General features: G+C 64.6%; 15 protein-coding genes and 1 pseudogene. 9 read left to right on the top strand and 7 right to left on the bottom strand.

The genetic code is table 11. The features are described from left to right. Positions 1-85: 85 nt before the first annotated feature. Positions 86-1507 carry a tetratricopeptide repeat protein gene (locus Q8N40_RS10015; RefSeq protein WP_305711708.1) on the top strand — a complete coding sequence of 474 codons (1422 nt, stop codon included), beginning with the start codon at positions 86-88 and terminating at the stop codon, positions 1505-1507. A gap of 35 nt (positions 1508-1542) precedes the next feature. On the opposite strand, the gene Q8N40_RS10010 is transcribed toward Q8N40_RS10015, so the two are convergent. Together Q8N40_RS10010 and Q8N40_RS10005 are read right to left on the bottom strand one after the other, a co-directional pair. Beyond that, positions 1543-3012, bottom strand: coding sequence for a glycerol-3-phosphate dehydrogenase (locus Q8N40_RS10010; protein ID WP_305711707.1), 1470 nt, complete (start codon positions 3010-3012; stop codon positions 1543-1545). 72 nt (positions 3013-3084) lie between these two features. After that, a complete protein-coding gene (locus tag Q8N40_RS10005; RefSeq protein ID WP_305711706.1) occupies positions 3085-5778 on the bottom strand; it encodes an EAL domain-containing protein in 2694 nt (897 codons plus the stop codon). 300 nt (positions 5779-6078) lie between these two features. Between Q8N40_RS10005 and Q8N40_RS10000 the strand changes: the two genes are divergently transcribed. Continuing rightward, entirely contained in the window at positions 6079-7182 is a 1104-nt protein-coding gene (locus Q8N40_RS10000) for an NAD(P)/FAD-dependent oxidoreductase (protein WP_305711705.1), read from the top strand. A 123-nt stretch (positions 7183-7305) separates the two neighbouring features. Here Q8N40_RS10000 and Q8N40_RS09995 read toward each other — a convergent pair whose 3' ends face one another. After that, the gene (locus Q8N40_RS09995; protein ID WP_305318157.1) at positions 7306-7491 is read right to left on the bottom strand and encodes a YdcH family protein; all 186 of its coding nucleotides are present in this window, start codon (positions 7489-7491) and stop codon (positions 7306-7308) included. 238 nt (positions 7492-7729) lie between these two features. On the opposite strand from Q8N40_RS09995, the gene Q8N40_RS09990 reads away from it, so the two are divergent. Further along, positions 7730-7936 carry a YdcH family protein gene (locus Q8N40_RS09990; RefSeq protein WP_291562571.1) on the top strand — a complete coding sequence of 69 codons (207 nt, stop codon included), beginning with the start codon at positions 7730-7732 and terminating at the stop codon, positions 7934-7936. A 9-nt stretch (positions 7937-7945) separates the two neighbouring features. Here the strand turns inward: Q8N40_RS09990 and Q8N40_RS09985 are convergent, their stop codons facing one another. Beyond that, positions 7946-8326: a response regulator gene (locus Q8N40_RS09985; RefSeq protein ID WP_305318158.1), complete on the bottom strand. Its 381-nt coding sequence runs from the start codon at positions 8324-8326 to the stop codon at positions 7946-7948. Between the two features lie 207 nt (positions 8327-8533). On the opposite strand from Q8N40_RS09985, the gene Q8N40_RS09980 reads away from it, so the two are divergent. Together Q8N40_RS09980 and Q8N40_RS09975 are read left to right on the top strand one after the other, a co-directional pair. Beyond that, on the top strand, positions 8534-8734 hold the full coding sequence (locus tag Q8N40_RS09980; protein WP_305318159.1) for a hypothetical protein: 201 nt from the start codon (positions 8534-8536) through the stop codon (positions 8732-8734). A gap of 26 nt (positions 8735-8760) precedes the next feature. After that, positions 8761-9012, top strand: a complete 252-nt coding sequence (locus tag Q8N40_RS09975) for a hypothetical protein (protein WP_305318160.1) — start codon at positions 8761-8763, stop codon at positions 9010-9012. A gap of 51 nt (positions 9013-9063) precedes the next feature. Here Q8N40_RS09975 and Q8N40_RS09970 read toward each other — a convergent pair whose 3' ends face one another. Both Q8N40_RS09970 and Q8N40_RS09965 read right to left on the bottom strand, forming a co-directional pair. Next, complete coding sequence (locus Q8N40_RS09970) at positions 9064-10221, bottom strand: epoxide hydrolase family protein (protein WP_305318161.1); 1158 nt, start codon at positions 10219-10221, stop codon at positions 9064-9066. 91 nt (positions 10222-10312) lie between these two features. Then, positions 10313-10993 carry a GGDEF domain-containing protein gene (locus Q8N40_RS09965; protein ID WP_370870755.1) on the bottom strand — a complete coding sequence of 227 codons (681 nt, stop codon included), beginning with the start codon at positions 10991-10993 and terminating at the stop codon, positions 10313-10315. Positions 10994-11144: 151 nt separating this feature from the next. On the opposite strand from Q8N40_RS09965, the gene purE reads away from it, so the two are divergent. Together purE and Q8N40_RS09955 are read left to right on the top strand one after the other, a co-directional pair. Then, a complete protein-coding gene (gene purE / locus Q8N40_RS09960) occupies positions 11145-11633 on the top strand; it encodes a 5-(carboxyamino)imidazole ribonucleotide mutase (protein ID WP_305318163.1) in 489 nt (162 codons plus the stop codon). Next, entirely contained in the window at positions 11630-12730 is a 1101-nt protein-coding gene (locus Q8N40_RS09955) for a 5-(carboxyamino)imidazole ribonucleotide synthase (RefSeq protein ID WP_305318164.1), read from the top strand. The genes purE and Q8N40_RS09955 overlap by 4 nt, the downstream gene beginning before the upstream one ends. A 13-nt stretch (positions 12731-12743) precedes the next feature. On the opposite strand, the pseudogene Q8N40_RS09950 reads toward Q8N40_RS09955, so the two are convergent. After that, positions 12744-12902: pseudogene (locus Q8N40_RS09950) on the bottom strand (aquaporin); the annotation flags it as partial. Positions 12903-13154: 252 nt separating this feature from the next. Between Q8N40_RS09950 and rpsU the strand changes: the two are divergent. Then, entirely contained in the window at positions 13155-13460 is a 306-nt protein-coding gene (gene rpsU / locus Q8N40_RS09945; protein WP_079564913.1) for a 30S ribosomal protein S21, read from the top strand. Positions 13461-13730: 270 nt separating this feature from the next. Next, on the top strand, positions 13731-14038 hold a 308-nt coding region (locus tag Q8N40_RS09940; RefSeq protein ID WP_305711704.1), incomplete at its 3' end, for a tetratricopeptide repeat protein.

Below are 14038 nucleotides of genomic sequence, written 5' to 3'. Positions count from 1 at the left end.
CGCTAGCGGCGGATCGGCAAAGGCTCAACCCTGCTGTAAGATGACCGGCGGCACCACCATCCACCCCTTCGAGCGGAATATAAACATGAACCGGGACAATTATGACTTGCCGCTGACGACGGCATCGGACCGCGCCGCCGCGTACTATCGCGACGGCGTCGATTGCATGCTGAGCGCCTGGAACGGCGCCGGCGACGCCTTCGACCGCGCCATTGCCGAGGATCCCGGCTTCGCGCTCCCTTATGTGGTGCGGGCGCGCATCCATCAGATGAACATGGAAATCGCCGAGGCGCGCGCCAAGGCGGCGCAGGCGAGGCAGCTTGTGGCCGCGGCCAGTCCGCGCGAACGGCGGCATGTCGAGATCATGGCCGCGACGATCGAGGGACAGCCGATGGCGGCGTTATCCGGCGCCGAGCAGCATCTCGAGGAATATCCGCGCGATGCCCTCATCCTGTCGCTGCTGCTCGGCGCCTTCGGTCTCTACGCCTTCTCCGGCCGGGCCGACCACGACGCCGCAAAACTCGCGGTCTGCCAGCGGCACGCCAGCCATTATGGCGACGACTGGTGGTTCCTCACCTATCTCGGCTGGTCGCATACCGAGGCCGGCGATGCCAACACCGGCCGCACGCTGACCGAGCGTGCTTTCCCGTTGCGGCCCGCCAACGCCAACGCGGCACACGGGCTTTCCCACGCGCTGTTCGAACAGGGCGAAGCGGAAACCGGCCGCGCATTCCTGTCGGACTGGCTGACGACGCATGAGCGGGGCAGCTTCCTGCACGGACATCTGTGCTGGCACGTCGCGCTGACCGCGATCGAAGCCGGCGATCCCGACGCCGCTCTTGATATCTACCAGCGGCAGATCAGGCCGACCGGTTCGCCATACCCGCCGCTGAACGTGTTCACGGATACGGCTTCGCTGTTGTGGCGACTTTCGCTCGCCGGAATCTCGGGGCTGGAGCCGCATCGGCGCGAAGTCGCCGCCTATGGCGAACGATTCTTCCCGCAAGCGGGCGCCCATTTCGCCGACGTCCACTACGCGCTGGTGGCCTCGACAACGAATCCCGAAGGTTTTCAGGCAAGACTGGCGCAAATGGAAACGCGTGCCGCCGGCGGCAAGCTCGCCCCGGGCGAAGGCGCGATCGGCCTCTGTCGCGGCGTGCAGGCTTTCGCCGAAGGCGATCACGAGCGCGCCGTCCGCATCCTCGAACCGCTGATGCCCGAACTGGTGCGGATCGGCGGCAGCCATGCCCAGCGCGAATTGTGGGAAGACACCTTCATCGTGGCCTGCCTGCGCGCGGGACATGGCGACAAGGCCGCACGACTGGTTTCCGAGCGGCTGCACCGCCGGCCGTCGGGACGCGATGCGGCGTGGTTGCGGGAAGCGCGGCCGGTCACGCTTTCGGCAGATGAACGGGCCGCAGTCGCCGCTTCGAAGGACGCCGCGGCTCGCGGCGAATTCGCCAGCGACGCCCAAGTTCGCGCGACCTGGGCCAAACGCGAGCTGTGAAATTCCAATACTTGATTGACGAGTTTGCTCGTCACCTAGGGCTTGGCCGCCATGAACGCCGCCAGCGCATCGCGATCTGCTGAGGACATGGTCAAGCCGAGTTTCGAGCGCCGCCACAGAATGTCGTCCGGGAAGCGCGCCCACTCCCTGGCCATGAGATGGCGCACCTCGACGCCCGTCAGTTCCGGCCCGAAGGCCGGCCCGAGGTCGGCGCGCTCCCTGGCGTCGCCAAGAATGACCGCAAGGCGTGAGCCGTAGGCCGCGACCAGCCGGCGGGCCTGAGGCTCCGAGAGAAACCGCCAGCGCGCGACGGCCGCGTCGACCTCGTCGTCGAACCGCTCCCATGCGAAGTCACCGCCCGGCAGCGGCGTGTGAGCGGTCCAGCGCGGCGACATCGGATAGAATGGCGTGAGCCGGGCGACCGCCTGCTCCGCGCGCAGTCGCGCGGTGGTGACGTCGCCGCCGAAGATCGTCAGCAATGGCGCCTTGCCGCGCGTGCGGTCGAACGTCATCGCGCCATCCCGCGTCGCGCGCCCGCGCGCCGGGCCCGCCACCAGATTGGCGCCGGACACGGTCCTGACCACGTCGACAAGTTCGACCCGCTCGCGGAAATAGCGGTTGGCCGCGTCGCAGAGATAGCCGACATCGCCCGATGTCATCGACACTGCGGCGGGATCGCCCTTGAAGGCGTGCCCGACAGTCCCGATCAGCGTGAAATCCCGCTCGTAGGGGCTGGCGAAAATCAGCCGCCGGTCGTTGTTCTGGAACACATAGACGTTGTCGGTATCGAACAGGCGCCTGACCACGATCTGGCTGATCCGGACCGCGCCGAATTCGGGCGGCTTCATGCGCAGCACGGTTTCCGCGACCGACGCGGTCCAGGCGCCCGACGCGTTGGCCAGCGCGCGGGCCGTGACCACCCGGCGATGGCCGCGATCGATCACTGCCAGCCGCCAGCTGTCGAGCCGGTCGGCGCGGACGCAGCGTGCGCCGGTGCGGATGTCGGCGCCGCGCTCGGCGGCATCGACGGCCGTGAGCACCACCAGCCGGGAATCGTCGACCACGCAGTCGGAATATTCGAAGGCAAGGCCGATGGGCCGCTTCAGCGCGTCGCCGACCGGATGGTGGGTGATATCGATGGTGGCCGACGCCGGCAGCCGGGGGTGCGAGGCAAGACGGTCATACAGCAACAGCCACGCCCGCAGCACCCAGGGTTGCCGCTCGTCGGAATGAGCGGGAACGACAAAACGCATGGGACGCACCAGATGCGGCGCGGTGCGCAGCCAGATGTCGCGTTCTTTCAGCGCGGTGCGGACACGAAACAACGCCCGCCGCTCCAGCACCTGGAGATCGCCGTGGATCAGCCGCGGCGAGGCCTGCGATGCGCCGGCGCCGAGATCGCCCTGCTCCAGCAGGATCACGCGCAGCCCGCGTCCGGCGGCGTCGCGTGCGATGCTGACGCCGTTCAGGCCCCCGCCGATGATAGCCAGATCGTAGTCTGCCATGCGCAAGCCATAGCGTTTTCAAGCGAGGTGGGAACCGGTTCGCGTGAAGAAAACGCGTCCAACAAAAGACCCTTAGCCGGTCTTGCGCGCGGGCTCCATCGTATCGCCAGGGTTGCGGCCGACCAGCGCGGCGTACTGCCCGATCGGCAGCGGCTTGCCGAGGAAATAGCCCTGCACCGCGTCGCAGCCTGCTTCCGCGAGAAAGGCGAGCTGTTCCTGGGTTTCGACGCCCTCGGCCACGATCGACATTTCGAGGCCGTGGCCGAGGCCGATGACGGCGCGCACGATCGATGCCGATTGCGGGTTGCGTCCGAGATTGATGACGAAGGCGCGGTCGATCTTGATCTTGTCGAACGGAAACGCCTGCAGATAGCTCAGCGAGGAATAGCCGCTGCCGAAATCGTCCATCGAAATGCACACGCCGAGCGCCTTCAACTGCCGCAGCAGCGCCAGGCCGCGATCGAAATCCTCGATCAGCACGCCCTCGGTGATTTCCAGCTCGAGTCGGCCCGGCGCGAGGCCGGTTTCGAGCAGGATCGAGTGCACGAGGCCGACCACGTCGCCGTGCATGAACTGCGCCGGCGACAGGTTGACCGCGATCTGCAGCGGCAGCGGCCAGGAAGCGGCCTCGCGGCACGCTTCGCGCAGGATCCACTCGCCCATCTCGACGATCAGGCCGCTCTCTTCGGCGAGCGGGATGAAATCACCCGGCGGAACGAAGCCGCGGACCGGATGCATCCACCGCGCCAGCGCCTCGAAGCCGAGGATCTTGCTGCCGGCCACGGTCGCATGCGCCATCGCCTGCGGCTGGTAATGCAGCGACAATTCGCCTTTCCTGATCGCCAGCGAAAGATCCTGGTGCAACACCCGGCGATCCCGGATCTGCTGGTCCATCTCGGGCTCATAGATGCTGATCGAACCGCGCGATTTCGCCTTGGCGCGGAACAGCGCGGCGCCGGCATTGGCCAGCAGCGACGCAGCGTCCGAGCCGTTGTGCGGAAACACCGAGATGCCGGTGGTGCAGCCGGTGCGGACCGATTTGCCGTCGATCAGGAATTCGCTGGAAAGCGCTTCGGCCAATTGTTCGGCCAGCAACACGCCTGCGACCGGCTGCTTGCCGTCGATGATCATCCCGAACTCGTCGCCCGAGAGCCGGGCCACGACCCCGCCGCGCGCCGAGTGCTGGATCCGGCGCGCCACTTCGATCAGGAGCTTGTCGCCGACCGCGTGGCCGAACACGTCGTTGATTTCCTTCAGGCCGTCGAGATCGACCGACAGCACCGCGAATTCCTCGCTGGTGCCCTCGCAGGCCTCGATCATCTGCGCCAGCGCCTGCAGGAAGGCGGCGCGGTTCGGCAGGTCCGTCAGGCCGTCATGATACGCCATATGCGCCATCCGCGACTCGGTCTGGCGGCGGTCGGTGACATCCTCATGGGTCTTGATCAGGTATTGCGGCTCGCCGGCATCGTCGAGCACCGTCATGCGGCGCGTCAGGAACAGCCGCAACCCGTCCTTGGTGGAGATCGGGTGTTCCTCGGTGAGCAGGCCGCGCTTCTTGATCGCGGCTTCGTCGCGGGCGATGATCAGCTTGGCTTCGCGCGGATTGAAGATATCCGCGGCGGTGAGGCCGGTGGCGTCCTCGCGCCGGCGGTTGAGGATGGTCTCGGCGCTGCGATTGGCCAGCAGATATCGCCCGTCGCTGACGCGCTCGACGATCAGCGACACCGGAATGTTGTCGACCACCAGCTCCAGGAATTTCTTGGTGTTCTGCAGTTCCTTGGAAAGCGACCGGCGGTCGGTGACATCGTCGAACAAGGCGATCAGGAATTCCGGACGGTTCCGCTCGTCGCGGGCGATCACGCGGACGCTCGAGAGAACGCGCTTCTGCTCGCCGCGCTCGACCACGAACTCGCTACGGTACTGGCCATCGGGCGAGCTAAGCGCGGCCTGATCCGCCGCCTCGATGCTTGCCGTCGTCTCGGGGCGGAAAATCTCGTCGGCGCGCTTGCCGACAATGTTGTCGCGGGAAAATCGCGAAAAGCGTTCAAATGCGCGATTGGCGAAGATGTAGCGGCCGTCGTCGATGTTCTTGGCGGCCACGCAAACCGGCACATTGTCGAGCACCGATTCCAGGAATTGCTTCGTCGAGGCAAGCTGCCGCGAAAGCTGGCGCTGCTCGGTGCAATCTTCGTGCGTTGCCACCGTACCGCCGTTGGGCAGCAGGAAATGTCTGTATAAGACCAGCCGCCCGCCGGGCAACTCGGTAACCAGGCCTTCCGGGGTGGCGCCCTTCGCACGATACTCGTCGTCGCTGACGCTGAGCATTCCGCGTTCGCGCCGCAATTTCAGCAGTTCGGGCCCGGTCATTCTCTTCGGAACATCCGAACGTGCCAGGCCATAGATGTCGAGATAGCGGTTGTTGCAGTATACGACTCGGCTCTGCGCATCCGTCATCACGACGCCCTGGCTGAGGTTATTAAGGGCGGAACTGACAAATGCATTTCGGCGCAACTGCGCGCGCTGGACCTTGCGCAACGCCGAATGCACCCACAGCGCGATGGCGGCGAGAAACGACGCGATGACGATGCCGCCGATCAGCATTTGCCAGATCATGCCGGGATCGAGCGCGCCGATGTAATCGCCAGGCTCAAAACTACCGGACCGGGCCGAGGCAGCGCCGAACGGCGTAACGGTGGCGACCGCGCAGACGGCGGCCTGCGCGGTAATCGAGATCTTGCCGCCAGCCTGCCAATTCTTGTCAGCCATCTGTCACCCGCGGAATTGTGACCGCAGTGTCTGGCTTGACGGGTTTGGATCAGGTAAATAGGTACCCTTACAACCCAAAAATGTGTCTCCAATTACGGCAATTGCCCTGACATGATTAATGCTTCCCTAACGCGAGGCCATTCGGAGCGCGTTTTGAAACGAATTCAACGGGTTCCTGTGAACATCACCCCCGAAACCGGGCGATCGTGCGAGAGTGCGGTTGATCCGGGACGCGCGGCATTCCACAACGGCGCACCCTAGGTCGAACGGCCGGCAATCCCACGGGATCAGAACCCTCGAATGGACAAGGTAGAGTGCGTCGTCATCGGTGCGGGTGTGGTCGGTCTTGCGATCGCAAGGCGGCTCGCACAGGCCGGCCGCGAGGTGGTCGTGCTGGAGGCTGCCGAAGGCATCGGCACCGTCACGTCCTCGCGCAACAGCGAGGTGATTCACGCCGGCATCTATTACAAGGCCGGCAGCCTGATGGCGCGGATGTGCGTCAGCGGCAAGCGGGCGCTTTATGAATACTGCCGGGATCACGGCATTCCGCACCGCAATTGCGGCAAGCTGATCGTCGCCACCACGCCCAAGGAAACCGAAAAGCTGCAATCGATCCGGGCGCATGCCGAAGCCAATGGCGTGCTCGATCTGCAGACCCTCTCGGGCGAGGCCGCGCGGCAACTGGAGCCGGCCTTGAACTGCGACGCCGCCCTGCTCTCGCCTTCCACCGGCATCGTCGACAGCCACGCCTTCATGCTGGCGCTGCGCGGCGATGCCGAGGAAAGCGGCGCTGCCTTCGCCTTCCACACGCCGCTGCTGCGCGCCAAGGCGGGGGCCGGCGGAATCGAGCTCGACGCCGGCGGCGAGGCGCCGACGACGCTGGCGTGCCGGCTTCTGATCAACGCCGCGGGGCTCGTCGCGTCCGCCATCGCGCGCAGCATCGACGGCATGCCGATCGAATTGATCCCGCCGGCCTATCTCGCCAAGGGAAACTATTTCAGCTGCAGCGCGCGAGCGCCGTTCTCACGGTTGATCTATCCGGTGCCCGAACCCGGCGGGCTCGGCGTCCATCTCACGCTCGACATGGCGGGACAGGCCCGGTTCGGCCCCGACGTGGAATGGGTCGACGCAATCGACTACGCGGTCGATCCGGCGCGGGCGGAACGATTTTATCCGGCGATCCGTCGGTACTGGCCGACGCTGCCGGACGGCGCGCTGATGCCGAGTTATTCCGGAATTCGGCCGAAGATCGTGCCGCCGGCGGTAGCCGTGCAGGATTTCCTAATTCAGGGGCCACAGGACCATGGCGTTGCCGGGCTGATCAATCTGTTCGGGATTGAGTCGCCGGGGCTGACATCATCGCTGGCGATCGCTGACCATGTCGGCGAACTCGCCGAACTGTAGCCACCGCCTGGCGATTGCCGTGCAATCATGCCCCACGTCGCGCGAGAGCAACTCAGGGGTGAGCGCAAACGCGCTCATCCCGGGATGATAGTGGGGGATGGCTGGAAGGCTGGCGGTACGGCGCTAGTGCAGCGTCTCGCCCACGGTATGCTTCAACCGCTCGATCTCGTCCTTAACCATCAGTTTCCGGCGCTTCAGTTCAACAATTCGCAGGTCGTCCGTTGAAAGGTGCACGAGAGCTTCGTGCAATTCGTTTTCAAGAACTTTGTGTTTCCGTTCTAGTTCAACAAGATGAGCCTGAATTGCCATACGAAACCTCCTCGGTGGAATGAAACCTCAGATTCGATCCGGACAACAAATTGTACACGAGCCGGAGAATCTGTCGATGGAAATCAAAAATCGGCGGCTCATATTTCGGTGCTATGTGTAACCAATCGTGAGTAGGGAACCGCCCCGCTTGCGCACGGGGCCGACAGGGCCGATATTCCCTGGAGCGGCTTCCACCAACCTTTCGCAACCTCATCGCGTTTTTCAGCTGACGTACATCATGACCGACGAAGATGAGCGCGAACTCGAATCCGAGCTCGCACGGCTACAGCAGGAACACCGCGACCTCGACGCGGCGATCGATGCGTTGCATCAGTCGCCCGCGCCGGATTTGTTGCGACTGCAGCGGCTGAAGAAGCGCAAACTGCAATTGCGCGACCGCATCGCCTTCATCGAAGACCAGATCACGCCTGACATCATCGCCTGAACATCAGCTTCAGCTGTCGGACATCAACTCCCGCAACACGCCATTGATCTGAGTCGGGCTGTAAGGCTTGGGCAGGAAACGGCCCCCCTCGGGCAGATCGGTCTCCCCAAGCTGGAGACGGCCGGAGGTTGCGACGATCTTGATCGGAGGCCAGCGGCCCCTGACCGCCCGGGCGAGTTTCAACCCGTCCATCGAGCCCGGCATCTGGATATCGGTAAAAACGACCCTGATGTCCCGGCGGGCCTCGAGAATTTCAATCGCCTGGTCGGCATTGGCGGCTTCGACCGCCTCGAACCCGGCGGCCCTGACCATGTCGGCCGCCTCCATTCGCAACAGAAACTCGTCCTCGACGATCAGCACAACGGGTCTCTTCAAGTCGACAAGACCCATGCTTTAACTCCCTGCGAATAGGCATTAAGCGCCTGACATTGTTTTCGTTCCCGCTCCGCCCTTCTTCTGCCCGGATGGCATGATGTCCGCGCGCCCCAAGCGGATCGCGGTGGAAATCGCCAACCGGCGCCGTCTGGTGTGTTGACTCCATTGGAACAAAATAGGAACATTCGATCATTGCCCCTCATCATTTCCGGGAGCCACGCCATGCCTGAAACCGCTTCACTGCCCGACATCGATCATTACGAACAGGCCTGTGACCAGGCGATCGCGATGTGCGATGGAAACTTGCGCAGCACGATCAAGGCGTTGATCATGGCCAACGAGTACCTGGAAACCGAACTGCAGGAATTGCAGGCGGCGGTTTCATGCGGCTGCGCGCCGGCCGCTGACAGCGATGCCGCCTGACCGAGCGAGCAACCTGGAGCAACACCATGGCCGATGTCACCTATTACGTCGCAATGCCATTCCTGCAGGACGACACCGGTTCGCCGGTCGCGGGGGCGGCGGAGGAATGCCAGAGTTCGTCGGGCGCGCTGCGGCGCGCCGAGGTATTGTCGAGGGCTGCGGGCTCGATCGGCGCGGTCGCGTTCAGCCGCACCGGCGACCCCCTGATCGGCGAATTCGGCGACGCGCAATTGCTACGAAAATTCGGCAGCGTGCCGGACGATCTGAGCGGGCTTTGAAGAGCCGCCCGCTCAACATCTCCTCAAGATTCGTTCAGCCATTCCTTGGCATCATCGTAGTTCCCGGAAGAAGGCGCGCACCTCATCGGCGAGCAGTTCCGGCTGTTCCAGCGCGGCGAAGTGTCCGCCCCTGGGCATGATGCTCCAGCGCCTGATATCGGTGAACACCCGCGCCGCGGCCGAGCGCGGCGGCCTGACGATTTCGCGCGGGAATTCCGCGTAGCCGGTGGGCACTGAAATCGTTCCGCCCGCCGGGAAGATCGGCGAGCCGTGCAGGCGTGCGTAATAGGGCCAGAAGGACGAGCCGATCGCGGCGGTGAACCAGTAAAGCGCGATGTCGGCGAGCATGCGGTCGCGGCCGATCGCGCGCTCGACATCGCCATCGCAATCGGACCAGGCGCGGAATTTCTCCACGATCCACGCCGCGAGCCCGGCGGGCGAATCCGTGAGACCGAACGCAAGCGTCTGCGGACGGGTGCCCTGAATCGACTGATAACCGGTCTCTTCGCGCATCCACTGTGCAAGTTCACTGAGGTAACGCCGCTCCTCCTCGTTCGGGTTGGGGAAGGCCGAGGGATCGCGGCCCGCGGCCATCATCAGATTGACGTGGATACCGATCATCCGGTCGGCATGGGCATAACCGAGCCGGCTGGTGACCGCGGCACCCCAGTCGCCACCTTGCGCGCCAAAACGGGCATATCCGAGGACGTCGTGCATCAGGGCGGCAACGCAATCCGCCATTTCAGGCACGCCGAACCGCTTCTGCCCGGGTTGAAACGATAAGCCGTATCCGGGCAACGAGGGCGCCACCACGGTGAAGGCATCGCGCGCATCGCCACCGAACCGCGCCGGATCGGTGAGCCGCGGGATGATATCGAGGAACTCGAACACCGAACCCGGCCAGCCGTGCAGCAGCAGCAGCGGCATCGGGTCCGGCCCGACTCCGGGCACATGCAAATAGTGGAGATCGATGCCGTCGAGCGGGACGCGGAATTGCGGAAAGGCGTTCAGCGCGGCTTCCTCGGCCCGCCAGTCGAATGTGTCGCGCCAGTATTCGGTGAGCTGCCGGAGATAGGCGACATCGGTGCCATAGGCCCATGCGTCGCCGGGCGCCTGGTCAGGGAAACGGGTTCGGGCGAGACGATCGCGGAGGTCGTCGATGTCGGCGTCCGGGATGCGAAGCGTGAAGGCGGTGGGCTTGTTGGTCATGATCCTGCTCGGCGGTTGGACAGGCCGCCCAGCTTCTAGAAACCTGCAGGCCTCGTCCAGCCGGCAGCATCAGCCTGCCGGAAAGCGGCCCTTACACCTCGTGCCGCCGCTGCGCCTTGCGCACATACATGGCGCTATCGGCCTGTTCCAGCGCGCGGCCGGCCTCGGCATGCGGGCCAAGGATCGCGACGCCGGCGGAAGCTCCCGCTGTCACAGTGCGGCCACGAAAGGTGAATGCCAGCTGGTCGATGGCCTGCTCCAGCGCCGCCGCCTTGGCTCTCGCGTCGGTTTCGCTCAGGTTCCACAGCAGCAGCGCGAACTCGTCGCCACCGAGCCGTCCGACCACGTCGGACGAGCGAATCTGTCGCAGCAGCACCGCCACGATCGCCTTGAGCACCTGATCGCCCGCGGCATGCCCGAAGGCATCGTTGATCGGCTTCAGGCGATCGACGTCGAGCACGATCAGCGCGCCGCAGGCCTGATAGCGCTTGATATAGGCGATCGAGCGATGGAGTTCGCGTTCAAAGCCGCGCCGGTTGGGAATATCCAGCAGGAAGTCGATGTCCGCGGACGCCTGCAATTCCTCGATTCGCGCCTGCGCCTTGGCCAGTTGGGCCCTGAGCCGGCGCACCGTCCGCTTGGCGTCATCCGGCGACGCGGCCGCCAGTGTCTTCGCAGGCCTGGCGCGCTTGGGCGCGGCCTTGCGCGCCGCCGCAACGGTTTTGCGGCGTTTCACTGGAACTGGAGCGGTTGGCTTGGTCTTCTTTTTCATGGGGCATCCCTGATCAAGGCTTGCCGGAATTCACCAAGACAGGATAGTCCATTCCAGACCCCTTGCCATGGCATGGCCACACCTTGGCCAGACCCCGGGCCGCCCCTATAGTCCGGCCTATGTTTCTGGATTCCCGCAAAGAATTGACCTTATGAGCGCCCCCGTTGCCATTATCATGGGAAGCCAGTCGGACTGGGAAACCATGCGCCATGCCGCCGACACCCTGGCCGCGCTCGGGGTCGCCTGCGAAAAGCGCATCGTCTCGGCACACCGCACCCCGGACCGGCTGTTCGCCTTTGCCAGGGGCGCCAAGGCGGCAGGCTTCCAGATCATCATCGCCGGCGCCGGCGGCGCCGCCCACTTACCGGGCATGGCCGCGTCGCTGACGGAACTTCCGGTGTTCGGCGTTCCCGTCGAATCCAAGGCGTTGTCCGGGGTCGATTCGCTGTATTCCATCGTCCAGATGCCCGCAGGCATCCCGGTCGGGACGCTGGCGATCGGCAAGCCGGGGGCGATCAACGCCGCCCTGCTCGCCGCCAGTGTGCTGGCGCTGAACGATCCTGCGCTGTCGGCCAGACTGACCGCCTGGCGCAAGGCGCAGTCCGAGGCGGTAGCCGAGCGCCCGGAGGGCTCTGCGTGACGGCCTCACATCAGGTGAAGCTGAAGCCCGGCGACACCATCGGAATTCTCGGCGGCGGACAATTGGGCCGGATGCTGGCGATGGCCGCGGCGCGGCTCGGGCTGCGCTGCCAGATTTTTTCGCCTGACCCGGATTCGCCGGCCTTCGACGTCGTGCTGAACGCGACCTGCGCGGAATATGCCGACGTCGAGGCGCTCGAGCTGTTCGCCAACGACGTCGACGTCATCACCTACGAATTCGAGAATGTGCCGGCCGCCACCGCGATGGTGCTGGCAGCCCGGCGACCGGTATTGCCCGCGCAGAAAATCCTGGAAACCACGCAGGACCGGCTGATCGAAAAGGATTTCATCAGGAAGCTCGGCATCGGCATTGCCGACTACGCCGATGTATCCTCGGTCGAGATGCTGCGCGCCGCGATCGCGTGCATCGGCTTGCCCGCGGTGATCAAGACCCGCCGCTTCGGCTATGACGGCAAGGGCCAGGCGATCATCCGCGAGGGCGACGATATCGGCCAAGTCTGGGATGACCTTGCCACAAGATCCGCGATTCTAGAGGCGTTCATTCCGTTCGAGCGGGAGATCTCGGTGATCGCCGCTCGCTCGGCCGACGGCCAGGTCGAATGCTTCGACGTCACCGAGAACGAGCATCGCGACCACATCCTGAAAATCTCGCGGGCTCCGGCCGATATCCCGGAAGCGCTGGCGGCACAGGCGCGCGGCATCGCCGAGACCATCGCCAGCGCGCTGGATTATGTCGGCGTGCTCGCGGTCGAGATGTTCGTGGTGCAGGGTAGCGGCGGGCCGCAGGTTCTGGTCAACGAGATTGCGCCGCGGGTGCACAATTCCGGGCACTGGACGCTCGACGGCGCGTCGATCTCGCAGTTCGAGCAGCATATCCGCGCCATTGCCGGCTGGCCGCTCGGCAAGCCAGTCCGTCACGGTCCGGTCACCATGACCAACCTGATCGGCGACGACATCAACGACTACGAGCAGTGGTTGACCGTGCCCGGAGCCACCGTGCATCTCTACGGCAAGGGCCCGGCGCGGGCGGGCCGCAAGATGGGCCATGTCACGCAGATATTTCCGCGCGAAGATTAGCCGCCTTGCCGGATTACCCGGGCTTGCGGCCCTCGACGACGCCGGCCGGCTCGTCGCTGAGCCAGCGATAGATCACGCCGCCCAGCACGCCGCAGATCAAGGGCGCCAGCCAGAACAGCCAGAGCTGTGCGATTGCCCAGCCGCCGACAAACAGCGCCGGTCCGGTGCTGCGAATTCATGACCTTCTTTCTGTTTGGACGAAAACCCTGGCAGGCCGCGCTAAAGCGCATTGAAGGCTGGGAACCAAGTTTTAGGCATTTTATCCTGGGTGATTCGGGCCATTTTCGGTATTAATCCCCTTGCCCGCTGGTGGACATTGCCGGCTTTGTCTGATACATCCGCGCGCTCAGGGCTAAGGGCTTGGCCTTTCGCCAGCCCCTCGCTTTACAGAATTCAAATCCGATCAATTGAAAGAGGATGCCGCGTGCAGGTTCTCGTTCGCGATAACAATGTCGATCAAGCCCTCAAGGCGCTGAAGAAGAAAATGCAGCGCGAGGGTATTTTCCGCGAGATGAAGCTCCGCGGCCATTACGAAAAGCCCTCCGAGAAGAAGGCCCGTGAAAAGGCCGAAGCCGTGCGTCGTGCGCGCAAGCTCGCCCGCAAGAAGCTGCAGCGCGAAGGCCTGCTGCCGATGAAGCCGAAGCCGGTGTTTGGCGCCGGTCCCGGCGCAGAACGCGGTGGTGCCGGCGGCCGTGGAGGTCCGGGTGCGGGTCCGCGCGGACCGCGCTGAGAGATCCCACAGATTTTGAGCCGAAAACGCGGGCCTTTGGGTCCGCGTTTTTTTTGACCATGCATTTTACTGTGCGCCGGGCTACCAATGCGGCGTTAGCCGTGGGTATTTGCGACAATGGACTTTCCGGTACTCTCCCCCTTTCCAGAAGCCTGGCGTCGCGGCGGGCGCAGGTCGGCTCCGATCATATTACTCGCGATCGGGCTCTGCGGTTGCTCCTTTGACCTGGGATCGTGGTCGTCAGCGCCCGAGAAGGAAGCCGCTCCGAAGGTGGCGCCAGCGGCGCCGGCCAGCACAGGCGATGCGCATGGCCATGCCACGCGCGCCCAGGCGCTGGCAAAGTCCGGAAAAACCGATGAGGCGCTGGCTGAGTTCGACAGGGCGATCGCCATCGATCCGCATCATGCCGAGGCGCTGTACAACCGTGGCCTGCTCTATCAGCGCGAAAGGCAGCATCAGCTCGCGGTCGATGACTTTACCTCGGCCAATGGCCTGACGCCGCAGCGGGCCGAGCCGTTGCTGGCTCGCGCCATCAGCTATCTCGCGATTGACAAGATCAAGGAAGCCGCCGCCGATCT

The organism is Bradyrhizobium sp. (assembly GCF_030693485.1).
Classification (GTDB): domain Bacteria; phylum Pseudomonadota; class Alphaproteobacteria; order Rhizobiales; family Xanthobacteraceae; genus Bradyrhizobium.
This window is presented reverse-complemented; position numbering and strand designations above follow the sequence as displayed.

Bases quoted from the DNA above. Each gene is read 5' to 3' on its own strand.
- Q8N40_RS10015 (WP_305711708.1), top strand. From the start codon at position 86: ATGAACCGGGACAATTATGACTTGCCGCTGACGACGGCATCGGACCGC.
- Q8N40_RS10010 (WP_305711707.1), bottom strand. From the start codon at position 3,012: ATGGCAGACTACGATCTGGCTATCATCGGCGGGGGCCTGAACGGCGTC.
- Q8N40_RS10005 (WP_305711706.1), bottom strand. From the start codon at position 5,778: ATGGCTGACAAGAATTGGCAGGCTGGCGGCAAGATCTCGATTACCGCG.
- Q8N40_RS10000 (WP_305711705.1), top strand. From the start codon at position 6,079: ATGGACAAGGTAGAGTGCGTCGTCATCGGTGCGGGTGTGGTCGGTCTT.
- Q8N40_RS09995 (WP_305318157.1), bottom strand. From the start codon at position 7,491: ATGGCAATTCAGGCTCATCTTGTTGAACTAGAACGGAAACACAAAGTT.
- Q8N40_RS09990 (WP_291562571.1), top strand. From the start codon at position 7,730: ATGACCGACGAAGATGAGCGCGAACTCGAATCCGAGCTCGCACGGCTA.
- Q8N40_RS09985 (WP_305318158.1), bottom strand. From the start codon at position 8,326: ATGGGTCTTGTCGACTTGAAGAGACCCGTTGTGCTGATCGTCGAGGAC.
- Q8N40_RS09980 (WP_305318159.1), top strand. From the start codon at position 8,534: ATGCCTGAAACCGCTTCACTGCCCGACATCGATCATTACGAACAGGCC.
- Q8N40_RS09975 (WP_305318160.1), top strand. From the start codon at position 8,761: ATGGCCGATGTCACCTATTACGTCGCAATGCCATTCCTGCAGGACGAC.
- Q8N40_RS09970 (WP_305318161.1), bottom strand. From the start codon at position 10,221: ATGACCAACAAGCCCACCGCCTTCACGCTTCGCATCCCGGACGCCGAC.
- Q8N40_RS09965 (WP_370870755.1), bottom strand. From the start codon at position 10,993: ATGAAAAAGAAGACCAAGCCAACCGCTCCAGTTCCAGTGAAACGCCGC.
- purE (WP_305318163.1), top strand. From the start codon at position 11,145: ATGAGCGCCCCCGTTGCCATTATCATGGGAAGCCAGTCGGACTGGGAA.